Origin of the sequence: Undibacterium sp. Dicai25W, assembly GCF_049340505.1 — a bacterium.
In the GTDB taxonomy this organism is placed as follows: domain Bacteria; phylum Pseudomonadota; class Gammaproteobacteria; order Burkholderiales; family Burkholderiaceae_D; genus Undibacterium; species Undibacterium jejuense.
The window spans coordinates 1-23,172 of sequence record NZ_JBMPOQ010000001.1 but is presented as its reverse complement, the minus strand read 5'-3'; the positions used below and the strand labels follow the sequence as shown (position 1 = coordinate 23,172).

Below are 23,172 nucleotides of genomic sequence, written 5' to 3'. Positions count from 1 at the left end.
GGGCTGCCGGCAGTTTAATAAATTTCGGGGTTTGGATCAGTTTTTTCCATCTCTAAAGACGCCGCCAATAAGGCTAATCGCGCGACCACGCCATACATGTAAAAGCGATTTGGCGCCGCAGTGCCAGGCTTAGCACGCATATCCGGCACGGCGTGTTGTTGCGCAAACGCCAGTGGCACAAAATGCATGCCCGGTGTATTGAGATTTTCATCGACGCCACGTTCTTCATGGAAGCGATAAAAACCACCCACCACATAGCGATCTATCATGTACACGACCGGTTCGGCGACGGATTCCTGAATCTGCTCAAAAGTATATACACCTTCTTGCACAATCACGTCGCGCACTTCCATGCCGCCTTTGACCACTGACATCTTGTTACGTTGCTTGCGGTTCAGATCGCGTACTTCATCGGAATTGTGGACCGTCATGATGCCCATGCCATAGGTACCAGCATCCGCTTTGACGATCACGAAAGGTTTTTCTTTAATACCGTATTCTTTGTATTTTTTACGGATTTTTGCCAGGATAGTATCAACCGCGGCCGCCAACGCTTCTTCACCCGTGCGCTCATTAAAATCAACGTTTTTGACTTTGGTAAAAAACGGATTGAGCATCCAAGGATCAATATCGACCATCTTGGCAAATTTTTTCACCACTTCATCATAAGCAGAGAAATGATTGCTCTTACGACGCAAAGCCCAGCCAGCATGCAAAGGCGGCAACAAGGTTTGTTCGTTGATGTCTTCTAAAATCGCCGGAATACCTGCCGACAAATCATTGTTGAGCAAAATAGTACACGGATCAAAGTTCTTCAAACCCAGCCGACGTCCATTTGCTGAACGTTCCAAAGGTTCTAAAATCAGTTGCGTGCCATCAGGCAAATCGATCGGGGTGGGTTCTTTGATATCAGCAGACAAAGAACCAAGACGCACATTCAGCCCGGTCTGACGGAAAATCTGCATCATCCGTGCCACGTTTTGCAGATAAAAAGTATTACGGGTGTGGCTTTCCGGAATCAACAACAAATTTTTTGCATCCGGACAATATTTTTCAATGGCTGCCATCGCAGCTTGCACGGCGAGAGGCAACATCTCGTTAGCGAGGTTGTTAAACCCGCCAGGAAATAAGTTCGTATCAACCGGTGCCAGCTTAAAGCCTGCATTGCGTAAGTCTACTGAGCAATAAAATGGGGGCGTATGCTCTTGCCATTCCATACGAAACCAACGCTCGATGGCAGGCGTTGCTTCGAGGATTTTCTTTTCTAAATCGAGCAAAGGCCCATTCAGAGCCGTGACGAGATGCGGAACCATATTGACCTTTTGATGAGCTGCCTGTTATATCGGCAGCTTGGGCAAAATATACGTAGCAGACTACCGATGTCTTGATGACTGTCCTAACTTGGGGTGAAACGACAGGAATCAAGGAGGAACAACCTATATCCCTACAGTCATCAGGCTGATTTTGCCAGTAAGTTGAAATGTTCGACCACAGGGGCTTGCGCAAAAAATGGACCTACAATCGCACGCCACTGCAAAAATGCCGGTGACTCACGAAAATCTACCGTGTGATTTTCTAAAGTTTCCCAGTAAATCATCAGCACGTAACGCTCTGGCGACTCGATACCGTGATTAATTTTAAAGCCGCTAAATCCTTTTGCATGACATATCACTTCATTAATACCACGTTGTATTGCGGCATCAAATTCAGCTTGTTGTCCGGGATGAATACGAATATCAGCAATTTCGAGTATCATTTTTAGCTCTTGTTAAGTGTGCAAGTTAAGTGTTTAAATTAGTCGTTACAGCAATGTGTCATCAGGACGCTAAGGTGACATTACTTCAGACCACCTGAATTATGGCACCAAATAGGTCAAAATCAGCTGAAAGTCAGGCCAAAGTCAGACCAAACCCTGATCACTCAGTTCTTTTTTCAAATATGCATAAAACACGGGCGCAGCGACCAAGCCTGGTACACCAAATAAAGTCTCCATCACCAAAATAGCCGTCAGCAGCTCCCACGCTCTGGCATTGATCTGGGCACCGATGATGCGGGCATTCAGAAAGTATTCGCCTTTATGTACCAAGACCATGAACACGAGTGAAGCGATTGCGATATTCAGAGAGTGCGATAAAGCAACGATCACGAGTACGGTGTTTGAAAATACATTACCTGCCACCGGAATCAGACCCGCAAGAAAGGTCACCGCTATCATCGTTTTGGTTAATGGCAAATGTACACCAGATAAGGGTAAAATGACCAAGAGATAAATCGCTGCCAGAACCGTGTTAATGAAAGAAATTTGTACTTGTGCAAAGACGATCTTTTCGAAAATCCGTCCTAAGGTACCTATCCTTTGCTGCAAGGCGGCGGCAAACGGTCTGAGATCTGAATCGTCGATGGTTTCGCGCAAAGCGACCATGCAACCGATGATCATGCCTAGCAACAAATGCACGATAAGATGACCTGCTTCCGGCACCAGTAACTTTGCTTCTCCTGCGTGTTCACGCAGCCATTGCGTAATCATTTCTTGCAAAGCACCGACATCTTCTGGAAAGTTAGTACTCACCCAGTCAGGCATTTGACTACGTGATGCCTCAATAATATCCGCCAGTTTTTGTAGCAAACTATGCAAATTTCCACCGTCGCTACGTAAAAACAAATGCATACCCCAAGCTGCCAGCATCACGCTGATGATCAGCACGGCAGCCAACAAACCTACCGCAATTGCACGTGGCCGACGCTGATTAAAAGTGCGGGCGATAGCAGGGGCCATCAAGTGGATTAGTGAATACATCAACAAACCGGAAAACAGAGCCACTAATAAGCCAGCTTTCAAAACGATAAGCAGGCCGATCCCAATCAGAACATATGAAGCAATGACAGAAACATTATTTTTGGTGCTGACAGTCATCGTTGCATCCTTATTTAATGAACCAAACCAGTTAATCCGACAATGGCACCAAGCCACAAAGCGAGGGAAGCTAGTGTAGCAACCGCAAATCCGGCGCCGCGTTTTGAAGGATCTTTTAAATAAGCCAGAGCATACAAAATACGACCTACGACCCACACAACACCTGCAATTGCCGCAGTCTTATCACTAAACCAGAGCGCACATAACCACAATGCCGGAAAAAAGAACACCAGTTGTTCCACGGTGTTAGCCTGTACGCGCAAGGCACGCTGAAAATCTTCCGGACCTTCAACCGAAGGTGCCTTTACGCCATATTTCCCGCGCGCTTTTCCGACGGTAACTACGTTCCAGAAATACATCGCTAAAACAACGACTGTTAGCCAGGACGTCCATAAAATTTGCATGATAGCTCCATTGGAAATTCGATTGATCAGTGTGGTCACGATCTTAACCTAACATCGCTACTCATATGTGGATGATTGAAATACTTGCAAGAAATTTGTTTTACGGAATGAATAGAAATAGCTGGCTGATGATTTGAGCAAGTATTGAAATAAGCCAACCGATCACAAACTAAACCGACAAACGGCCTGATTCGACAACCTGCTCAGGCAGTAACAGTTGCACTCGGCCGGCGATTTAATATAGGTAAGATATACATTAGGACATCATGTCAGCAGCGATATTTTGTACAATGAAACTATTATCGCGATGACGATCGGAAACTTTTTTTTGTTATTTGTCTTCTTTTTGGGAACTTCGCGCGTTAAATACTGACCAAATGATGACAAATGTACCGGAGTAAAAAATGAAACTGACACTGAAGCAACTTACGATTTCTTCATCTCTGCTAGGTATGGCATTCGCAATGCCTGTAGTTCATGCCGCAGATTTTGAAGAATATGCACGTATCGTCAACGTCGTTCCTCAAGTTGAACAAATGAACGTTCCTCGCCAAGAATGTCAGACGGTATATGAAAATGTTCAACAACCACAAGAACGCAGCAATACCGGCGGCATTATCGGCGGGATTGCAGGCGGTTTGTTGGGCAGCCAGGTTGGCAATGGTAACGGTCGTATTGCCGCTGCCGCTGCTGGTGCGATTACCGGCGCCATTGTTGGTGATCGTGTCGATAACAACAATAATGCACAGCCAGGCTATACCACCCGTCCAGTTCGTCAATGTCGCAATGTTGATAACTGGCAATCACGCACTAACGGTTATGCGGTCACGTATGAATACAATGGTCGCAGCTATACGTCTGTCATGCCATACGATCCAGGTTCACGCGTGCGTCTGAGAGTGTCTATTACACCAATTCCTTAAAGCCGGAATGCTGGAAAATTAGTTAATTAAATAAAAAAAATGCCGCCTTTTGCGGCATTTTTCACAAATATTGCCGTAAAACAAGTTTAAACGAACACTATATTGAGCAGAAAGTGTGCAGGTTTATAGTATGATCTTGCAGCAAACTTCACGCACATCTTCCGTCTACAGCTCATGAAAAACATGTTAAAAAAATACGGCTGGCTGATTTGGCTATTTGTTATTCTTGTTATTGGATTCACTGGCACTTCCCTCGCCAGTTTTTTTATTTCCAAAACAACACTGACGAATACACTCAATGAGCAGAGTTTACCTGTGCTCAATGACAGTATCTATGCAGAAACTCAAAGATTAATGCTCCGACCAAACTTCATCTCAGGTCAAATAGCAAATAGCACAGTTGCCCGCGATTGGCTACTTAATGGTGAAGAAGAACCAGAGCAAATTAATCAATATTTGAAAGACCTCAAAAATAAGAATAATGCCCTGACAAGTTATTTAATTTCAGATCAGACGCGTCATTTGTATAACGGCGTTGGTATCGCCAAAACAATGAATAGTGCTGATCCAATCGACAATTGGTACTTTCAACTCAGAAATCTTAAAGCGCCGTATGAAATTAACTTTGATTCAGATCCTCTCACCCATGATCCGACCAGTTTCTCCGTCAACTATAAAGTAGCTGACACAAATGGAAAGTTAATCGGTATTGTTGGCTTGTTCGGCATTAAGCTCAATCTCGATAACTTAAAAGGCACCATTGACGCTTACCAGCAAAATTTCCACAGCAACATTTATTTTCTCAATAAGCAGGGCGACATTGTATTTTCCACTGCGAAAGGTAATGATCGCCATGACAATATCAGCGGCGTCAACGGCATCAAAAATATTTCAGCACAAATTGTGGCGAATCAAAAAAATACTGCCACGTCTTTAGAATATAACGCTGATGGAATTTCACACCTTGTCAGCATCAGAAACATACCGGATTTAGGCTGGCAACTTGTCATCGATAAAAATCTCGATGACGAGCTTAAACCACTGGTCAATGTCCTGCTAGTTAATTTGGCTGTGGGTGGCGTCATGACACTGACACTGATGGTGCTGGCATTCTTCACCATCAAAAAATATCAGAACAAGCTGGAAAAATCAGCGACCACCGATACCCTGACAAATCTCCTAAACCGTCACGCGTTTGATTTTATTTTCCAACAAGCATTACTCGATGCTGAACGCTCTCGCCAACCGATGTGCGCAGTGTTACTGGATATCGATTTTTTTAAGAAAATCAATGATAAGCAAGGGCATCAAGTCGGCGATCACGTACTCAAAGAAATAGCAGCGATTGCTAAGCGATCACTGCGTGAGAGCGATGTCATTTGCCGTTGGGGAGGTGAAGAATTTTTAATTTTATTGAAAAATTGCACACTCGAAAAAGCGACCTCGATTGCTGAAAATTTGCGTGCCACGATCGCCAATAACGATTTTTCACGCACCACCGACCTGACGCGCACGCGCTTAAGCATTACAGTCAGTATGGGTGTGGCTGAATGCCGCGATAGTGAAACTGAAGATAGCGTCTTTGAACGTGCCGATCAGGCATTGGCGCAAGCCAAAGAGAACGGCCGCAACAGCGTTTATTTTTCTGAATAATTTTTACGTGCCGCCAGCGCTTGCGTTGGTGGCGTAAATGCCTGATACAAGTCCCCGGCCTTCGCATCCCAACTACTTACAACAGCTTGTTGACGCGCAACTGTCTGCATATCACCGCGTGCAATCGGGCCAGTTAAGGCCTCGGCAGCGCCCAATGCAAATACGTTTTCCATCGACTGCCGCGCCAAAGGTGCTGCCATTGCCAGCGCCAGCTCTGATGGTATTCCAGCTGCCTGGTAAGCGCGTAATGCTGTATCCAACAATGTCACCAGATAGTTACTGGCAAACACCGACCCGGCGTGATACAGCAATTTAGTTTCGGCACTGATTTGCACAACTTGTGCACCAATCGCCTGTATTGCTGGCAACAACACGGCAAGCGCTCGCTGATCTCCTTCAATACTGCAGATCGTGCCGGGAAAATTTTCTACCACGTGTTGCAGGTTCGCAAAACTAGCGACTGGATGAATACTGGCCACAGCGGCACCTGTTTCCATCGCTGCCACCAACTCCGTCGATGCCTTAGAACCACTACAATGAAAAACAATACTGTCGGCATTCAACACCCCTTGCTCTTGCAACATTTGGCAAGCGGGAATGATCTGATCATCATTAACGGCCAACATCCAGATGTCTGCCTCCTGTAACTGCTTGCGATCGGCTAATGCAGCAACGTTGTCTATACCAATAAATTCACAGGCATTTAAGGCACTTTGAAGATGACGATTCAAAATCTGTACAACGCTGAAAACGCCACGATGTTGAAAGCGACGACCGAATACTTTTCCAACCTTTCCTGCACCAATAATCGTTAATTTTTTCATCATGATATTTGTTTCTACAGCAAAAGTACGCAAACGACATTAGTGCGAAGCCAGGCACCCATCTTATCCGGGATCAAACATCGCCACGTAAGCGTGATCAAAGCAAGCATTTTTCTTGTTTATTGCGCCACATATCTACGTTCTGTTATACCCTTACATATATTAATTTGATAATGCAGATTTGCAAATAATTTGCCTCAGAGAATTTTTCATTGCTCAATCGCGTTTAGGCACCCATATGAAAATATCTAACTTAAAAGTTAACACTCGACTGATCGCAGGATTCTTTATTGTCCTTTGTCTATTGTTGATGATCACATTGCAGGGCATCTGGCGCTTACACAAAATTGATCAGGACATGAAAATGATGGTCAATGATGTGATGCAAAAAGAACGCTTATTCTCAGAATGGTCAGCCAGCACCAACCTGAATGGCGCCAGAACTATGGTGGTCGCAGAGTCTAACGATCCAGAACGCCAAAAACACTTTGAAGCCCTGATCAAAGAAACCAGCAGCCACATCAGCGAAATACAAAAGACACTGGAAACATATACTAAATCACCGGAAGAAGGGCAACTCATTGCTGCAGTAGGTGAACAAAGAAAAATTTATCTGGCAGTCCGCAACGATATTTTTCAAGAGAAAAAATCCCATCCGGAAAACATAACGCAGTTATTGCAAAGTAAACTGGAACCAGCCTTAAATAACTACGTCGATAGCATTAAAAAACTTTCCGCTTACCAGAATGCCAGCATTGCTCAATTATCCACAATTACTAGCGCCGATTCCTCAACATCCCGACTCGTACTAGCAGTATTAGGAGCTCTCTCCATTTTGGTGGGGATGGTAGTCAGCACCCTGATCACCAATAGTATCAAAAACCAGCTAGGTGGCGAACCAAGCGAGGCAATTTCAATTGCCGATCATATCGCAGAAGGGGATTTATTTACGCGAATTGATATCAAAGCGGGAGATCAAAGCAGCATGCTACATGCCATTAATAAAATGCGCGATAGCATTGCTGACATCGTCAGAGAAGTCAGTCAAGGCACTGACCTGATCACGGCTGCATCACGCGAAATTGCGTCTGGAAATATCGACTTATCGTCCCGAACTGAGCAACAAGCCCAAAGCCTGGAACAAACGTCCCTATCAATGGAAACACTCACCAAAGCGGTGAAACTCAATACGGAAAATGCCGTTGCCGCCAATACGCTAGCACTGAATGCGGCTGGTGTCGCAGAAAAAGGCGGGCTGGTTTTCAGTCATGTGGTGAATACGATGAGCTCGATTCATGCCTCATCCAAAAAGATTGCCGATATTATTGGCGTCATTGATGAGATCGCTTTTCAAACAAATATTCTGGCTTTAAATGCTGCGGTAGAAGCTGCGCGTGCAGGCGAGCAAGGACGTGGGTTTGCCGTCGTTGCCTCCGAGGTACGCAATCTGGCGCAACGCTCTGCCAACGCAGCAAAAGAAATCAAACATCTGATTACATCGTCTGTAAATAGCGTTGATGCAGGATCAAAATTAGTTGATGAAGCAGGTGCGACGATGAATGATATTGTGACCAGTATCAAGCATGTGACCGAAATCATGACGGAAATTACCAGCGCCAGTCAGCAACAAAGCGCAAATATTGAGGATGTTAATTTATCCGTCAAGAACATGGATAAAGCGACGCAACAAAATACGGCCATGGTAGAAGAAGCTGCTGCAGCTGCGGAATCTCTATTAGATCAGGCGAACAACTTATCACAAGTTGTCAGCCGGTTCAAATTGCAGCCTGTTTAGATCAGGATGTGCGAAACTTTCTTGCGAACAAATTACCAACGGCGGTAACCATAACCCCAGCCAGGTGCAACGACAACTGGGGTGGGAGCGACAACATAGGCGCGTGGCGGAGTCGCGTACACGGCGCAGCCGCTGGTCATGGCAGACGCTGCAATGATTGCTAATAAAGTGATGCCAGAGAAAGTGGGGACACGCATGATGGGCTCCTTTAACGCTTAATTAGGGGTAACCAAGGATTGATTACCGATATGTCGTTAAGCGTTTGGCCGTCACTTTGGTTGACCGACTTTATGTATGCGTATGTAGCAAGGGATACAACAAATGTAACGTAAAAACTGGCTGGCACTTTTTACAACGTCAGCCGTAAAAAACGCAAGCAAAAAAATACACCCATGGAGTATTTTTAAATGTCATTGCGAATATTGATCTGCAAAAGCATTTTGAAAAAAAACTAGGGGAGTATCTTCACGCTGCTTTGACGATTAATTTGATTCTTTAATCAGACGTCCGCTACTTTTTTGGATAGGGCGGGCATTCATGGAATACAAACGATTGAAAATCCCGATCTGTTCCGGCGACAACTCTATCGGTTCTTTCATGACCATCCACAACACGCCCTCTGTGCATGGTGGTGTCGTCAGCGATCCCATATAGGTATAGTATTCGCGTTTCTGTGGCAAAACCTTATTCAGATCAAGCGGCGTCAAAGCCTCCTGAGGAATCGTCTTTTCAAGTGGCAGATTATTCCAGACTTGCTGGATTGCGCTATGTGGCTTGCCACGTTCGATCAAAACGGCAATCACGGCATATTTTCCATCTGCATCTTTGTGCACCAGATGCACAACCATTTCGAAACTTTTGCCGTTAATACGTTCTTCCGAGGGCTTATGAAAATGGAATTGCACCAATTCATAATTACGCCCCATTACCGTAATGTAATTGCCGGCACCAACATTGACCTGTACCGTGTGGCCATTATCGATGACATTAAAGCCAGAAACGCGGTAATCGAATACAATAGGATCCAGATCGACGCGGATACCGTCACGAATATCAATCGGTGATTGACGATCTCCGATATCGCATTTGCTATTAGCCGGACTTAATTTCCCCCAACTCAGAGGCCCCGTCTCGCCTTGATAACCCCAAGCGCCAGCGCCGTGGGCATCCATCGCCGCAGCAATTGCGGCAGCGCCATGATCTGACATTGCCGATGCTGACGCCACCATCTCGGCTTTTGGTTTCACTGGTTCGGCGCGCCGTGGAGTATAGACTGGACGCATTACTGAACGTGCCGAGGCGCGTGAATTAACCTCTTCTTTTTCTTTGCGTAAAACGGCTAGTCGCTCGGCGATTTTTGCAGCCAATTCATCGGCAGCGAGCGCTTCCTTCGCAGATTCTTTTGCAGCGTCTTTACTTTCTTTCCCTTCCTTGCCTTCTTTGGACGATTTGCGTCCTTCTTTTTCTTTGGCAGGAGGTGCTTCTTCTTTCTCTTTTTCCTTGTCTTTTTCCTTCGTCGACGACTGCTTTATCGGTTTGGAAGGCGGTGACGACGAAGGCGACGAACTTTCGTTCGCCGATGCGGATATCGCCAACAACAAGGAAAGCAGTAATACGGAGTAGCGGCGCATAATCGACAGAAGTTGGATGGGATAGTCCGGTTACGGCAACTCTGTCTTTAAACTTGAATCTTTTTGATGCGTTCAGGACACACTACGATTATTCAAGGAGATGCAAATGGCTTGCAACCTGCCATTAAGCCAATTTGCATCATTGTGTTGCATCAGATGTGAAACTCAGGCTGCCAATACGCGGGCTTTTGCAGCCTGGTATTCGTCTTGCAAACGTTTGACAATCTCGGCAACGGTAGGAGCGTCATCCATCAGACCAACGCCTTGACCAGCGCCCCAGATATCGCGCCAGGCTTTGGCTTTATTGCCACCCGTACCAAAATCCATCTTCGTCTTATCAGCGACCGGTAAATTGTCAGGATCAAGCCCCGCCGCGATAATTGATTTTTTCAGGTAATTGCCATGCACACCGGTGAACAAATTAGTGTACACAATGTCAGCAGCGGTGGATTCCAGAATGGCCTGACGATACGCATCGTCCACATTGGATTCTGGCGTTGCCAGCCAACGCGAACCAATATACGCAAAATCGGCACCCATTGCCTGCGCTGCGAGCACCGCATCACCCGTCGCAATTGAGCCTGACAATGCAATCGGTCCCTTAAAGAACTTGCGCACTTCTCCAACTAAGGCAAACGGTGACAAACCACCAGCATGGCCACCGGCGCCAGCAGCAACCAGGATCAAGCCGTCAACACCGGCCTCTAATGCTTTTTGAGCATGACGAATTGAAATCACGTCATGCAAAACGATGCCACCATAACTATGAATCGCGTCCAGCATCTCTTTTGGCGGTGCGCGCAGCGACGAAATGATGATAGGCACCTGATGCTTGACGCACACCGCCACGTCATGCGCCAGCCTGTCGTTTGACTGATGGACAATTTGATTGACTGCAATGGGACCAACTTTGGCATCTGGGTTGTTAGCCTGAAATTGAGCGAGCTCCGCCGTTAAATCGGTCAGCCAGGTATCAAGCAGCTCAGCAGGACGCGCATTGAGTGCCGGAAACGAACCAACAATTCCGGCTTTGCATTGCGCAGCAACCAGCTTAGGGCCGCTGGCGATAAACAAAGGAGAGGCGATCACGGGTAAAACGAGGTTTTGCAAAATTTGGGGCAGATGCGCGTTGCTGGACATAGATCTATCTCGATACGTGTAGGTATTTGTTGGGACTGAATGGGATTTGTAAGAATTTTATGAAGACGACTGATATCATGTTATCAGAAAAAACATAGTTATTTACCGCGGGGCTGACACAATAACACCCCAGTGCGAACCATCTTCATTTCACTCCAACACGCAGCCAAGGAATCCTTATGACTTACCAGTGTTTTGACTTCAGTATCGACAATAAAATCGCCCATTTGCGTTTTAACCGGCCCGATAGCCTCAACACTATGCAGCCGGTATTCTTCAGAGAATTGGTCGAAATCCTGCAGCAATTGCAAAATCAGGCCTCCGCCCGGGTGCTGGTGATTTCATCCACTGGCAAGCATTTCACTGCTGGGATGGCCTTGGATGTCTTTGCAGGTGGCGGCATTTCACTGGACGATAACAATGCTATTGGGCGGGCAAATATTGCGTTGATACTGAAAGATATGCATCATTCATTTAACCTCATTGAACAATTACGCATGCCAGTCATCGCGGCGGTTCAGGGTGGTTGCATTGGCGGCGGCGTTGATATGGTATGTGCAGCGGATATCCGTTTGGCAACGACCAATACCTTTTTCTGCATACAAGAAATTAACATTGGCATGACCGCCGATCTGGGCACCTTGCAACGCTTACCTAAGCTGATACCGGAAGGGATAGTGCATGAAATGGCCTATACTGGTCGTCGTCTGAATGCCCAGCGTGCACTCAACTGCGGTCTGGTCAATGACGTATTTGAAACGCCAGAAGCGATGATAGAAGCCGCGTTGCAGATGGCCAAAGAAATTAGCGAAAAACCACCAGTCGCGATCTGGGGCAGTAAGCAAGCGATACACTACGCGCGCGACCATAGCACGCACGACGCATTGCAACAAATGGGTTGGTTGCAATCAGGCATATGGCAGAGTGCGAATTTAATGGAAGCATTTATGGCGAAACAACAAAATCGCCCAACCAACTATCCTGATCTCGCACCAGTGCAAGCATTTAGCGATTCACCCTATCAGCTGAAATAACCCAGATATTACTAACAACTTAACAGGTGCTCCCCCTCAAGACGGGCAGCGCCTGCTTTGATGAGCTCCTGTATCAGCTGTGGCAATAAATGTTCAATGGGTAGCGCCAAATGCGCCGCAGCGATACGCATCATGCGAACCTGATTCAGGCAAGCAGACAACTGAGTCAGCGTCATTTCGCGTCTGTCTAACAACATAAAAGCCATCAATACTTTGATCGCGTTTCGGGCATTTCTTTTTGGATCGGCGGACAGATAGTCGAGGCGACTACGCGCTCTGCCCACGGCAGCTTGCTTATCCGTAAATGCCGCACCGTGACCAGGAATCACTAAACGAACATCTAATTCTTCAATCAATTGCAAAGTCGCATCTTGCTCAGCAAAGCCGGACTCACCTTCGAGCTCAGGAAAAATTACGCCAAAGCCGTTTTCCCACAACGCATCGGCCGAAATTAATATGCCTTCTTGGGCACAATACAAGATGACCGAATGCGGATCATGGCCGGGAGCCGCTAAGACTTGCCAGGACAAATTCGCCAGTAGCAATTGATCACCCGCTTTAAGCACGTGGTCAAAGCGAAAACGTGGACATTCCTGTCCCGTGGCGGTAAACGATAATTGCTCTTCATCCCAATTTGTTACAGCGTGCTCCTCAGCTTCCGGAATCAAAGTCTGACAGCCATAAGTGTGCTGCAACAAAGCATTCCCGCCACAATGGTCAGAATGCAGATGCGTATTGATCAGAAAATCAAGTTGCCGACCTTGCAAAGCGTGCTGCACCAAAGCCAACGTCTGTGCAGCGTGGCTGACATAACCAGAATCAACTAAAGCTGTTTGGGTATCGCTGATGAAAAGAATATTATTGGATGACAACCAGCCACGCTGAAATATCTGCATACCATGCGGGAGCTTCAGCGTTTCGTCATCCATGAAGTCACTTTCAAAAAATGCCGTAAAAAAGAAACAAAAACCCGGCAAAGATCAATCTACCGGGCTATAAAATCATCTCAAAACATCCGGTGTTTTACTAAACGCCAGACCTGCAATTTGCTCTGATTGCTGGCAGTGCTCCAAGCAGTCAATTCGTCAATGGTACGAAAACAACCCGCGCACCAACCTGCCTTCTCATCCATTTTGCATACGCCGACACACGGTGAGGGAACTGGCTCAGTCGCTAAGGCGGTTTCGGGATCAAAGTCGTACAAAATACTCATAATACTTATTCAATTCAAGAAAGTAAGGCAATGTCCACTACAGGGGCATTGGTCATTGCAATTAATTGTTGTGGTGTCAGGGCAAATACAGCATGCGGATGACCAGCTGCGACCCAGACTTGAGGATATTGCAACAAATCCTGATCGATCAGCATGACGCTTTTTTCGACATGACCGATAGGACATACGCCACCAATCACATAACCAATTTTTTCGCGAACAAATTGGGCATCTGCCTTACCCAGGGCACCAACCATTGCCGCAACTTTGTCCACATCGACCCGATTGCTTCCGCTAGCAACGACCATGACGGCAGCATTATCCGAAAGCCGACGGAACACGATAGATTTAGCAATTTCTGCAACACTACAGCCCAATCCTGCTGCCGCTTCAGCTGCAGTTTTTCCAGAAGCAGGCAGTACGACGATCGGTTGATCGTGGCCAATTTCAGATAATAGAGCAGCAACTCGCAAAGAAGAATCAGGTAATTTTTGTTCAGTAAGGATGGTATTCATATTCGCGATATTGAAAGTTCACTCCGGACCAAGCTGTGGACTGACCACGACGGCGTGCAAAAACGTGTTCTTGGCGGGTTGCACCCGTCCTACCAGGTTGTCAGTTATAACACGGGAGGGAAAACTTTGCTTTGGTAAGCCTTGAAGGCCGAAGGGCTTAACCGCCCCAGCTTTCTAATAGCTCGCGGTGTTGCGGTGGGAAATCAGAGCACTTCATTCCGGCACGGTATTCATTGCCGCTCAAGATCGTGTAAAGACAAGTTGCTTTGCAAACGACCTGCGTACGCGATGAGGCATCTTTGTGACTTGGTACTTCCATCATCATCTGGTAGACCTGTTTTTCTTTGAGCATCACACTGGTTTGTAGCTGTATGCCTGAAGCGGAAAAATTAATTATTTTTGCTGGCACAATTCTACCCACCGCTACTTGAATAGCGGCGCGCCAGGCAACCGAAAGACGTGGTGAATTTCGAGAATCACTCATAAGTAAGACGTTCTGAACAACTGTGTGAAAATATAAGCCATGAAGCAAGCCCGAGATTGTAACAACTTATAAGCGAAACTTGATGGTTGAATCAGGAAAACATCGATTTTTTCATCTCTTATTCTGCTTATTACTTCTTGATCAAGTAAGCATTACGTACTCTTTAAGTACTCTTTAAATACTCTTTAAATAACCAAGTACAGACTGTGCGCTGTGCTTGCCACTGGCGAGGCAAGCGGTGAGCAAGTAACCGCCAGTGGGCGCTTCCCAATCGAGCATTTCACCTGCGCAATATACACCCTGACGCGCGAGCAACATACCGTACTGATCTAAGGCCTCAAATTTGACGCCACCTGCGCTACTAATCGCTTCGTCGATTGGACGGGCGGATAGCAAACGAATTGGACATTTTTTTATAGTACCAGCAAGTGCATTCAGCGACTGCATTTGTTCTTTACTCAATACTTCATGTATTAAGGCAATCTTGAGACTATCTAATCCCAATTTAGTCTTCAGATAGCTCGCAAAAGAACGCGCACCCGGTCCGCTGCCAAGTTCTTGAAGCACACGCTCCATACTTTTATCGGGCAATAAATCCAGCTCCAGTATTGCTTCTCCGGCACAATTAATTTCTTCACGTAAAGAAGATGATAAAGCATAAATCAGGCTACCTTCAACACCTCCAGCAGTGATGACAAATTGCCCCTTACGCATACCCCTATGATTGCCACGAAGCTGCGCCGCAACGGTAAGTAATGGTTTTCCGGCAAATTTATTTTTAAAAAAATCTGTCCATGCAACATCAAAACCACAATTCGCCGCCTGGAGCGGCGCGACATCAATACCTTGCTGCTGCAGTAGTGCTACCCATTTTCCATCCGACCCAAGGCGCGCCCAGCTGCCCCCGCCAAGAGCGAGTATCACTGCGTCCGACTTGACGAGAGATGCACCCGCGGGGCTATCAAAACGTAAGGATTGCGCATCATCAGTCCATCCTAACCAACGATGACGCATATGAAATTGCACCCCTTGTTCACGTAAGCGATGCAACCATGCGCGCAGCAAAGGAGCTGCTTTCATATCCACAGGAAAAACCCGTCCTGAACTGCCAATAAAAGTCTCTATACCCAACCCCTGTGCCCATTCACGCACAGCCTTACCATCAAAATTTTGCAGCATTTTCTGAAGATTTGCGGCGCGGTTACCATAACGGGACAAAAACGTACTAAATTCCTCAGAATGCGTCAGGTTCATGCCACCCTTACCGGCCAACAAAAACTTTCGTCCCACTGTTGGCATTGCATCATACAAATCAACCCGTATTCCTTTTGCTGAAAGTACGTCAGCGGCCATCAATCCTGCGGGACCACCGCCAATCACAATGACATGGCGCGCGGATGCAGTAGGGATGTCTTGGTTCGTTGTTTGCATGGATAAAATAAAAGATAACTAACGGCTGTAGTTGAAGAGCCAACGCAGTATAGAAAATACACTCAGGGGCGTAATGATACGCCTTCCTGCGAAGCCTGTGATTGTCAGGCGACAGTGAGATGGGGTTTCAGTCGAAAACGACGATGGGAATCGATGCAGACGAAAACTATTTTGGCTAGCTTATGAAAATGTTGCAATAACAATCACATAAGTTAGCCGCACGTCATTGGCTCAGAGAACCAGAAAGCGTTTTATTTAAGCCAGCTTTGTTGATAGTGATTGCGATAATCATTTGCCGGATCAAATACATTTTTTGCGCCTCCGTCGTAGGCAATATTTTGGGCGGTTACCAGATGTACCGGCGTCACGTAGCCGCTTGGAGCCTGACCAGTCATGGCACGATTCAATTCGTCGACGAGTTGCCACGCATGCATCACCAGCGGCTCTGGAACGGTTCCAGTTTGTATATCATTAGCGCGGATACGTTTGTAGGCTGTTGGTGAACCGTCTCCCGCTGATACACCCACCAATTTATTTGCCGCGACCAAAGGAGCAATCGACGATGCATTGAGGAGGTCAAAATAATAGTCGTTAACGGCAATCACGTGTGTCCATTTGTTGCCATGGCGCTTCACTAGGTTGTCAACCACCGATTTCATTTTCAGATAAGCATCACTCAAAGCAACGTCTTCTACACTTAATAAACGACAGCCTTCGCATTGTTTAATAGTTTCAATAATCGCACTGGATTTGGCCAACATATAGGGATTAGTCGAATCGGTGAATACGACAATGCCAGCTTTATTATTTGATTCAACCACCGTGTACAAAGCAGCCAATTGCGCGACTTCTTTTGGGTTGGTGGTGATATTCGTAAATAAACCATCGACGGGACCGCTCTTAACCGATGCATGCCAACCAACAACAGGAACTTTAGCTTTAGCTGCGGCAGCCATGCCTTTTGCCTGCGTTGTAACGTCGACACCTGCCAAAATAATGCCGTCTGCCTTCATATCTAATGCCTGTGCGATGATCGCTGCGCCTTGGTTGCAGCGCCCCCGACAATCAATCGACAGCGTTTCCCACGCTCCTGCGGCACCTGCTTCGCGCACACCATTGAAAACACTCGAAATTCCGGCATCACTCATATCGCCGGCAATAAAAATAATTTTCTTTTTCTTTTGAATTTTTGGGCCATCGAGCGGACCTTCCCATCGATTTTTTAAAGCCTCAGCACGGGCAACTTTCGCATTCGCGCTACTCAAAAACTGCATAGGATTTTCTTGGGCATAGACGCCTGAGATGAAACAAAACGCAATAAACAACGCTGTCAGGCACTTACTTTGAATAGTAATCATGGTTCCAGATCGGTCAGGTTGGTAGCGAACCTGCGTTGTTGAGCGCAGGTAAAACATTTTATTTTTGAAACAAATACTTACATCTGCGCGATGATTATTACAGAAATTTTTCCATGCAAATAGAGTTTCACTACCAACGACAAATCGATAAAATTTTATTTACAAAAACAATAAATTATCAATATAAAAAATGGATAATGTTTTTTAAATTCATTAAATATTTTTCCATTCACAATAAGATGTTTATTGCACAAGAGTAATTTACAACAATTAATTGGTGGTAGATATATTTGCCAAACTAAAAAGTGCGGACAATCGATATGATTAACAGGTTTAACCATGAATTTACTGCCAGATAATCTGGCCAGAACCGCGATGCTCCACATGGCGTCTTATTGGATTACCTAAAATTCGTAAATTGCCACTTCCCAATGCAAATGCTGAGATTTCAGTATTCACATACACTGCCACATCCGCAGAGCCGGTCAGATTGAGAGTGCCTTGTTGTGCTCGCATTGCACTAGCGTTGAGTCCACCGGCGCCAGACACTTGTGCATCAAAATTTTTTGTTTGACCGTAGAGCAAAATTGTTCCCTTTCCTTGTGAATTTATTGAGATAGTTTGCATGTTTTGTAACCGCAGTTGTACTGTTCCACTTCCTGTCGACTTCATTTTCAAATTGACATAATCGGCATCTAAGATGAAATTGCCGCTACCACGCAGGTCGAGATCCAGGTTATCGCCTTTAAAACCGATGACGGAGCTATCACCATTCGCAGAGCACTGCAGTTTCTCTATCTTTGGTAAATGTATTTCCACGATAGTTTTCTGCGTTTTTCCCGCTGCAATAAAAATACCTTTGGTTGCTATATATAAAGTATTACCGTCAATTATCGTGGTGACTTTCGTCACTAAGGATGGGTCACCGGTGACATATAAATCGGGAACGATGGATGGTTTTAAAATAAACTGAATTGGTCCACTCATCACTACATTCGTGACGCGGGCATCAATAGGTCTGCGCTCTCTTGCATATCCACCGCCCACTTCAGAAACAGCTTGGGCATCAGCTACCAGTACCGTTTCTAATATCGTGCACAAGCCGATATAAATGAAAAAGCGAAAGATACGGCCGGATAGAAAATTTTTCATCATTGACTCCTTAACAAACACCAACGCAAATCCAAAATAGTGCCTTTGGCAGGTTCCGCAGATATACATTGAATATGCTCGAAGCACGTCATTGCAACCGTTGAATAAGAACTTCCATGCATTGCAAGTGGATCATTTGACGAGAGCATAAGGGCTAGATATAGCAAAAGCGAATAGCTTGCGACAGTATGTGAAAAGTTGAGGACAGAACGAAAAAAAGGCGACTCGTTTGGATCTTAGATGTAGGTTTTGCAAAAAACAGACGTAAAACGTAGCGGATTCAAAAGCGGGGCTGCAACGCAACCCTGCTTTTACTGCTTTTACTGCTTTTACTGCTTTTACTGCTTTTACTGCTTTTACTGCTTTTACTGCTTATTCTGCTTATTCTGCTGAGTCACATTCTAAGAATTGTTCTTCTTCAGTTGACCCTTTAAGTGCAGCAGTCGACGCATTGCTTTCGATCGCTGTAGTGACGGCGTCAAAATAGCCAGTGCCCACTTCACGTTGATGTTTTACTGCGGTAAATCCTTTGTATGATGATTCAAATTCCCTTACCTGAAGCTCAACGAACGCGCTCATCTGCCGTTGAGCATAACCGTAAGCCAATTCAAACATAGCGTGGTTGAGACTATGAAACCCAGCTAAAGTAATGAATTGAAATTTGTAACCAAGAGCGCCAAGTCTGTTTTGAAACTTAGAAATGGTTGCATCATCAAGATTTTTCTTCCAATTGAAGGAAGGAGAACAGTTATAAGCAAGCATCTTCCCTGGAAACTTGTCGTGGATGCGACGAGCGAACTCCTCCGCAAAATCCAGATCAGGTTTGCCAGTTTCACACCACACCATGTCCACATAAGGGCAGTAAGCTAAAGCACGCGAAACTGCTTGATCCATGCCGTTACGAGCGCGGTAGAAACCTTCTATGGTGCGTTCGCCTGTAAGGAACGGTTGATCATTTTCATCAATATCTGAAGTCACCAGGTCAGCCGCTTCGGCATCGGTTCTTGCGATGAGAAGCGTAGGTACACCCATGACATCCGCGGCTAGGCGTGCTGCAACTAATTTAGCGATGGCTTCGCGAGTAGGTACCAACACTTTCCCTCCCATGTGACCACATTTCTTGACAGAAGCAAGCTGATCTTCAAAGTGAACACCCGCAGCACCGGCTTCGATCATGGATTTCATTAATTCAAATGCATTGAGCACACCGCCAAATCCGGCTTCAGCATCAGCAACGATAGGCACAAAATAATCAATCTCCTCTTTTCCTTCATTCCATTGAATTTCATCAGCACGTTTGAATGTTGCATAACCACCTTAGGTACAGAATCAACTGAATACAGTGACTGATCCGGATACATTTCACCATTAGTATTGGCGTCACCTGCGACTTGCCATCCAGAAAGGTAGATTGCTTTGAGACCCGCTTTTACTTGTTGCATTGCCTGGTTACCTGTAAGCGCACCCAAACTGTTGACGTATGGCTCGGTATGAAGCAAGTCCCATAATTTTTGGGCACCCTGGCGTGCCAAGGTATGATCGAGTTGCAAAGACCCCCGCAACGATACGACTTTTTCTGCGGAATACGGGCGGAAGACATTTTTCCAACGTGGATTGGTCTCCCAATCATGTTGAATTTGTTGGGCTTGATAGGCGCGTGAAAATCTTTTAAACATATAAAATCCCTTACGAGTTGGTTATTACTGGTTGTTTGTTGGCGAGGCACATAAAGGCAAGCACCTTGTCACCCACGTTCACGCAGCTTGGTATTGCGCAGTTTGTTCCCGGTAGATGCGTGCCAGAGCAACAGCATCGAGATCACCAAAGCCTGCGGCACTGGCTTTACGGAACACTAAGTTGGCAGCCTCAGTCATATGGCAGGGGACACCATGTGTTTTGCAGTGCGCAATATGATTGGCAGAGTCTTTGATTAATTGATTGATTTTTACTCGTGAAGTCTCGTTGCCGTCCAACATATAGCGCGCCTCCCTTATACCTCGTGCCGAGAAGGGAGCGGTTGATGCAGCGATCTCTAAGTAACGTTTGGCATCTTTACCTGATGCCAAAAGAAATGCGATCATTTCTGCCATGGCTGCGTATTCGAGAGCGAGTTTGCTGTTAATAAGCAATTTTAGGGAGATTCCATCAAGTGGATCTCCTGCATGGTTGATCTTTTGTCCCATCGCCATGAGAATGGGCTCCACTTTAGAAAAGGCTTGCTTGCTTGCACCTGTGGTAAATATCAATGTCTTGGCATCGGCTTCAGGTAGTGATCCTGACATTGGTGCAGAGACAAACTCGACATCCTGCGCTTCCGCCGCTTTCATCAACCTTGCTTCGTGCTCAACGGTTAAGGTTGCACATTCAATTGCGACGGCCCCTTTTGAAAGTGACTGCATAGCACCAATTTCGGGATCAAGCCACACGTACGCTGACGCGGCATCATCCCAGACCATTGCAATAACAAAATCAACACCCACCGCAGCCTCGCGAGGCGTAACAAATGCTTTAGCGCCCATCGCAACTATAGGTTCACAGGCATTGCCTACAACGTTGTAAATGTGGAGCGTATGCTTAGCTTCAATCAATGCTTTTGCCATGCGCGATCCCATTGCACCCATTCCTAGTAATGCAATTTTAGACATATCATATTTCTCCATAAACTATTGGTATTCTGGCGGCAGACAGTCTGGGAAACAGAGCAAGTCGCCGCTTCTCAAAAATAGCGATCGTAGATCGAACGATCAAATGACTTGTGCTTTGCCAGTTTGTCGTCTCATCTATTGATGGAATGCCCTGTAGCTAAGGCGGATGAAGCGAAAGGTAAGTGCAACGTAATGATCGATATACAAAACGCTGACGCGGATCTTTTCTTCCTTGCTCACCAAATCCTTGAACTGATTGCAATCCGTATCTCGTTGATCTCATGTACCAAAAGAAACGTTCAGACTCGCCACTATTTTTTAAGATACTTCTTTGACATGTTTTGGAGAACTTTGTAGCTGGGACTTTCAGTTCGTTGTCGATCAGGCTTGCAGTACTGCGGGGAAGGCTGATGACCTTATTTTGGCTTGCTCGAGGCGGATTGGATAATTGAATAACTGCAGGCCGCACAACACGGCTTTTTAATTTCGTGTACGTGTCATTACTGGAAACTTTTTCGTGTTATCGCAGGGAACTTAGCAAGCAGTGTTGGATAAATTTTCCCCTGTTTTGACCGCGAAATAGAATGATGCTCGTAGCTACTCGCGCGTATAGGATTAGGGCACAAGGCGAGTCCAAAAATAAAGACTTTGCACAAGGAAAAGTGGTCGACATCACCGACTAGCATTTGCTCTCCCAATACAACATTAATATAAATTTCGTTACTTAACGATACTTATTATAGGTGCAGGGAAACAAAAAAGTAGTTATCGGTTGGGAGGAATAATGTAAGACTTTATTTCTTTCATTACATTTAAACTGCAAACAAAATATTGCTAGAAAAAATGTAACAAACTGAATCTAAAAAAGCAGATTGACGAGATGAGTGCGGGGGCAATCATGGGAACACGTGTGCGACGGCTCCGGAAATGCTTACAAATAAGCTCGTGGCAAAAAAGAGCAAAGCCCTGAAGAGGAGAGAGACAAAATAAGCGAGAAATTAAGTAATCAAAGGAAAATTTAACAGAACTCCAGATCACAAAGCACGTTGGCATAAATAGGATTGCTTAATGCAAAAGTCGGCACGCGTCGTAAGTGCGGAGCCAGGTCAATTGTAAAATACGCGCATCGTTACTAGCTCTATGTCGACCAACATTAAGGTCAATTTCAACCTGCCTTTTTGTCTGATGCCACAGTTCTTCCTGCTTGGGAGAAATAATTTCTCTAAAATCCGCCAAACGAAATCCAGGTTGAAGGTCAGCCGCATCAAACAAGCGAGCAAGCCAGACGTAATCATGTGCCCAACCGTCGGTATATACGGTGTGCCCAGCTAAAATGAGGTTCAGGGTTACAGCGACATTTGCTACAGGTCGACCTCGTTCAACCAACGTTTCGCGAGGGATTTTATGCACTTGCGCAGCGCTTTCGTCCCAGTGCTCCCAATCCTCCTCAGGGCGAATCAAGGTACACCACCCTTCACCGTGGCGCCGTGAAAAACCGACTTCAATTGGATAGCTGCCAGCACCAAAGCCAGATGCTTCGATATCCATCACGATAGGAACGGTCATCATGGCTTGTTCTCCCCCGGAAAACGTGAATTAGTCTGGACTATACTCAGTTTTATACGAAATATGAGAGTCTGCAAGGTCTTTAAACATATTTGTAGTCACGACGAGAGAAGTAGATATGGTCTTAGTGATTTGTCATTGGCGAGTACACACCGGATTGAGTCCGACTAAAACGATTTGATTTTCTCCGCTCAAGCCCTCCCGTAACACACAGAAAAATCGAATTCTTGCGTAGATCGGGCGTTGAGCCGCACGGCAGATGTAGAGCGTAAAAGCGAGTCATTGTGGGGCGAAGAACTGAGAACGGTGAACGGAGAATGGGATTTGATAACCTGAGTTATCGTAGAAGAGTTTCTGAATCACAAAAGCAAAACCCCTCACTGTTTTCACAGAGAGGGGTAGCATTGGGGAGCCTGACGATAACCTACTTTCACACTGGTTGCAGCACTATCATTGGCGCAGAGTCGTTTCACGGTCCTGTTCGGGATGG

21 protein-coding genes and 1 pseudogene are annotated in these 23,172 nt (G+C 45.8%); 4 read left to right on the top strand and 18 right to left on the bottom strand.

The window, feature by feature from the left end:
- Positions 1-14 precede the first annotated feature (14 nt).
- From gshA to ACO0KY_RS00095, 4 genes are all read right to left on the bottom strand, one after another.
- Complete coding sequence (gene gshA, locus ACO0KY_RS00110; RefSeq protein WP_423043252.1) at positions 15-1,313, bottom strand: glutamate--cysteine ligase; 1,299 nt, start codon at positions 1,311-1,313, stop codon at positions 15-17.
- Between the two features lie 140 nt (positions 1,314-1,453).
- Positions 1,454-1,756 carry an antibiotic biosynthesis monooxygenase family protein gene (locus ACO0KY_RS00105; protein WP_186912655.1) on the bottom strand — a complete coding sequence of 101 codons (303 nt, stop codon included), beginning with the start codon at positions 1,754-1,756 and terminating at the stop codon, positions 1,454-1,456.
- A 144-nt stretch (positions 1,757-1,900) separates the two neighbouring features.
- Complete coding sequence (locus tag ACO0KY_RS00100) at positions 1,901-2,914, bottom strand: AI-2E family transporter (protein WP_423043249.1); 1,014 nt, start codon at positions 2,912-2,914, stop codon at positions 1,901-1,903.
- A 14-nt stretch (positions 2,915-2,928) separates the two neighbouring features.
- Positions 2,929-3,318, bottom strand: a complete 390-nt coding sequence (locus ACO0KY_RS00095) for an MAPEG family protein (protein WP_423043247.1) — start codon at positions 3,316-3,318, stop codon at positions 2,929-2,931.
- A gap of 404 nt (positions 3,319-3,722) precedes the next feature.
- Between ACO0KY_RS00095 and ACO0KY_RS00090 the strand changes: the two genes are divergently transcribed.
- On the top strand, positions 3,723-4,241 hold the full coding sequence (locus ACO0KY_RS00090) for a glycine zipper 2TM domain-containing protein (RefSeq protein ID WP_186912652.1): 519 nt from the start codon (positions 3,723-3,725) through the stop codon (positions 4,239-4,241).
- Between the two features lie 183 nt (positions 4,242-4,424).
- Positions 4,425-5,894: a sensor domain-containing diguanylate cyclase gene (locus ACO0KY_RS00085; protein WP_423043245.1), complete on the top strand. Its 1,470-nt coding sequence runs from the start codon at positions 4,425-4,427 to the stop codon at positions 5,892-5,894.
- On the opposite strand, the gene ACO0KY_RS00080 is transcribed toward ACO0KY_RS00085, so the two are convergent.
- Positions 5,879-6,721, bottom strand: a complete 843-nt coding sequence (locus tag ACO0KY_RS00080; protein WP_423043243.1) for a Rossmann-like and DUF2520 domain-containing protein — start codon at positions 6,719-6,721, stop codon at positions 5,879-5,881. The two genes, ACO0KY_RS00085 and ACO0KY_RS00080, sit on opposite strands and share 16 nt — an antisense overlap.
- Positions 6,722-6,956: 235 nt before the next feature.
- Between ACO0KY_RS00080 and ACO0KY_RS00075 the strand changes: the two genes are divergently transcribed.
- Complete coding sequence (locus ACO0KY_RS00075; protein ID WP_423043241.1) at positions 6,957-8,513, top strand: methyl-accepting chemotaxis protein; 1,557 nt, start codon at positions 6,957-6,959, stop codon at positions 8,511-8,513.
- Positions 8,514-8,545: 32 nt separating this feature from the next.
- Here the strand turns inward: ACO0KY_RS00075 and ACO0KY_RS00070 are convergent, their stop codons facing one another.
- From ACO0KY_RS00070 to ACO0KY_RS00060, 3 genes are all read right to left on the bottom strand, one after another.
- Entirely contained in the window at positions 8,546-8,710 is a 165-nt protein-coding gene (locus ACO0KY_RS00070; protein ID WP_186912649.1) for a hypothetical protein, read from the bottom strand.
- A gap of 285 nt (positions 8,711-8,995) precedes the next feature.
- Positions 8,996-10,144 (bottom strand): carbonic anhydrase, encoded by a 1,149-nt coding sequence (locus ACO0KY_RS00065; protein WP_423043239.1) that lies wholly within the window; start codon positions 10,142-10,144, stop codon positions 8,996-8,998.
- Positions 10,145-10,309: 165 nt separating this feature from the next.
- Positions 10,310-11,284 (bottom strand): NAD(P)H-dependent flavin oxidoreductase, encoded by a 975-nt coding sequence (locus ACO0KY_RS00060; RefSeq protein WP_423043237.1) that lies wholly within the window; start codon positions 11,282-11,284, stop codon positions 10,310-10,312.
- Between the two features lie 179 nt (positions 11,285-11,463).
- Between ACO0KY_RS00060 and ACO0KY_RS00055 the strand changes: the two genes are divergently transcribed.
- Positions 11,464-12,318 (top strand): enoyl-CoA hydratase-related protein, encoded by an 855-nt coding sequence (locus tag ACO0KY_RS00055; RefSeq protein ID WP_423043235.1) that lies wholly within the window; start codon positions 11,464-11,466, stop codon positions 12,316-12,318.
- A gap of 11 nt (positions 12,319-12,329) precedes the next feature.
- Here the strand turns inward: ACO0KY_RS00055 and ACO0KY_RS00050 are convergent, their stop codons facing one another.
- The 10 genes and pseudogenes from ACO0KY_RS00050 to ACO0KY_RS00005 form a co-directional block, all read right to left on the bottom strand.
- The gene (locus tag ACO0KY_RS00050) at positions 12,330-13,247 is read right to left on the bottom strand and encodes an MBL fold metallo-hydrolase (RefSeq protein WP_423043233.1); all 918 of its coding nucleotides are present in this window, start codon (positions 13,245-13,247) and stop codon (positions 12,330-12,332) included.
- 77 nt (positions 13,248-13,324) lie between these two features.
- Complete coding sequence (locus ACO0KY_RS00045; protein ID WP_422990072.1) at positions 13,325-13,531, bottom strand: DUF1289 domain-containing protein; 207 nt, start codon at positions 13,529-13,531, stop codon at positions 13,325-13,327.
- Between the two features lie 14 nt (positions 13,532-13,545).
- Positions 13,546-14,046 carry a YbaK/EbsC family protein gene (locus ACO0KY_RS00040; protein WP_423043231.1) on the bottom strand — a complete coding sequence of 167 codons (501 nt, stop codon included), beginning with the start codon at positions 14,044-14,046 and terminating at the stop codon, positions 13,546-13,548.
- 157 nt (positions 14,047-14,203) lie between these two features.
- Complete coding sequence (locus ACO0KY_RS00035; RefSeq protein WP_422990068.1) at positions 14,204-14,530, bottom strand: PilZ domain-containing protein; 327 nt, start codon at positions 14,528-14,530, stop codon at positions 14,204-14,206.
- Positions 14,531-14,704: 174 nt separating this feature from the next.
- Positions 14,705-15,961, bottom strand: coding sequence for a TIGR03862 family flavoprotein (locus tag ACO0KY_RS00030; RefSeq protein WP_423043229.1), 1,257 nt, complete (start codon positions 15,959-15,961; stop codon positions 14,705-14,707).
- A gap of 251 nt (positions 15,962-16,212) precedes the next feature.
- Complete coding sequence (locus ACO0KY_RS00025) at positions 16,213-17,319, bottom strand: substrate-binding domain-containing protein (RefSeq protein WP_423043227.1); 1,107 nt, start codon at positions 17,317-17,319, stop codon at positions 16,213-16,215.
- Between the two features lie 345 nt (positions 17,320-17,664).
- Positions 17,665-18,471 (bottom strand): GIN domain-containing protein, encoded by an 807-nt coding sequence (locus tag ACO0KY_RS00020; protein ID WP_423043225.1) that lies wholly within the window; start codon positions 18,469-18,471, stop codon positions 17,665-17,667.
- Between the two features lie 381 nt (positions 18,472-18,852).
- Positions 18,853-20,147: pseudogene (gene aceA / locus ACO0KY_RS00015) on the bottom strand (isocitrate lyase).
- A gap of 78 nt (positions 20,148-20,225) precedes the next feature.
- Positions 20,226-21,116 carry an NAD(P)-dependent oxidoreductase gene (locus ACO0KY_RS00010; RefSeq protein WP_423043223.1) on the bottom strand — a complete coding sequence of 297 codons (891 nt, stop codon included), beginning with the start codon at positions 21,114-21,116 and terminating at the stop codon, positions 20,226-20,228.
- A gap of 1,065 nt (positions 21,117-22,181) precedes the next feature.
- On the bottom strand, positions 22,182-22,685 hold the full coding sequence (locus tag ACO0KY_RS00005) for a hypothetical protein (protein WP_246447301.1): 504 nt from the start codon (positions 22,683-22,685) through the stop codon (positions 22,182-22,184).
- Positions 22,686-23,172 lie beyond the last annotated feature (487 nt).

Excerpts from the sequence above, each read along its gene's own strand:
- ACO0KY_RS00070 (WP_186912649.1), bottom strand. The coding sequence starts at position 8,710 with ATGCGTGTCCCCACTTTCTCTGGCATCACTTTATTAGCAATCATTGCA.
- ACO0KY_RS00035 (WP_422990068.1), bottom strand. The coding sequence starts at position 14,530 with ATGAGTGATTCTCGAAATTCACCACGTCTTTCGGTTGCCTGGCGCGCC.
- ACO0KY_RS00100 (WP_423043249.1), bottom strand. The coding sequence starts at position 2,914 with ATGACTGTCAGCACCAAAAATAATGTTTCTGTCATTGCTTCATATGTT.
- ACO0KY_RS00060 (WP_423043237.1), bottom strand. The coding sequence starts at position 11,284 with ATGTCCAGCAACGCGCATCTGCCCCAAATTTTGCAAAACCTCGTTTTA.
- ACO0KY_RS00055 (WP_423043235.1), top strand. The coding sequence starts at position 11,464 with ATGACTTACCAGTGTTTTGACTTCAGTATCGACAATAAAATCGCCCAT.
- ACO0KY_RS00090 (WP_186912652.1), top strand. The coding sequence starts at position 3,723 with ATGAAACTGACACTGAAGCAACTTACGATTTCTTCATCTCTGCTAGGT.
- ACO0KY_RS00010 (WP_423043223.1), bottom strand. The coding sequence starts at position 21,116 with ATGTCTAAAATTGCATTACTAGGAATGGGTGCAATGGGATCGCGCATG.
- ACO0KY_RS00025 (WP_423043227.1), bottom strand. The coding sequence starts at position 17,319 with ATGATTACTATTCAAAGTAAGTGCCTGACAGCGTTGTTTATTGCGTTT.
- ACO0KY_RS00040 (WP_423043231.1), bottom strand. The coding sequence starts at position 14,046 with ATGAATACCATCCTTACTGAACAAAAATTACCTGATTCTTCTTTGCGA.
- ACO0KY_RS00080 (WP_423043243.1), bottom strand. The coding sequence starts at position 6,721 with ATGATGAAAAAATTAACGATTATTGGTGCAGGAAAGGTTGGAAAAGTA.
- ACO0KY_RS00050 (WP_423043233.1), bottom strand. The coding sequence starts at position 13,247 with ATGGATGACGAAACGCTGAAGCTCCCGCATGGTATGCAGATATTTCAG.
- ACO0KY_RS00095 (WP_423043247.1), bottom strand. The coding sequence starts at position 3,318 with ATGCAAATTTTATGGACGTCCTGGCTAACAGTCGTTGTTTTAGCGATG.
- ACO0KY_RS00020 (WP_423043225.1), bottom strand. The coding sequence starts at position 18,471 with ATGAAAAATTTTCTATCCGGCCGTATCTTTCGCTTTTTCATTTATATC.
- ACO0KY_RS00105 (WP_186912655.1), bottom strand. The coding sequence starts at position 1,756 with ATGATACTCGAAATTGCTGATATTCGTATTCATCCCGGACAACAAGCT.
- ACO0KY_RS00065 (WP_423043239.1), bottom strand. The coding sequence starts at position 10,144 with ATGCGCCGCTACTCCGTATTACTGCTTTCCTTGTTGTTGGCGATATCC.
- ACO0KY_RS00075 (WP_423043241.1), top strand. The coding sequence starts at position 6,957 with ATGAAAATATCTAACTTAAAAGTTAACACTCGACTGATCGCAGGATTC.
- ACO0KY_RS00030 (WP_423043229.1), bottom strand. The coding sequence starts at position 15,961 with ATGCAAACAACGAACCAAGACATCCCTACTGCATCCGCGCGCCATGTC.
- gshA (WP_423043252.1), bottom strand. The coding sequence starts at position 1,313 with ATGGTTCCGCATCTCGTCACGGCTCTGAATGGGCCTTTGCTCGATTTA.
- ACO0KY_RS00085 (WP_423043245.1), top strand. The coding sequence starts at position 4,425 with ATGTTAAAAAAATACGGCTGGCTGATTTGGCTATTTGTTATTCTTGTT.
- ACO0KY_RS00005 (WP_246447301.1), bottom strand. The coding sequence starts at position 22,685 with ATGATGACCGTTCCTATCGTGATGGATATCGAAGCATCTGGCTTTGGT.
- ACO0KY_RS00045 (WP_422990072.1), bottom strand. The coding sequence starts at position 13,531 with ATGAGTATTTTGTACGACTTTGATCCCGAAACCGCCTTAGCGACTGAG.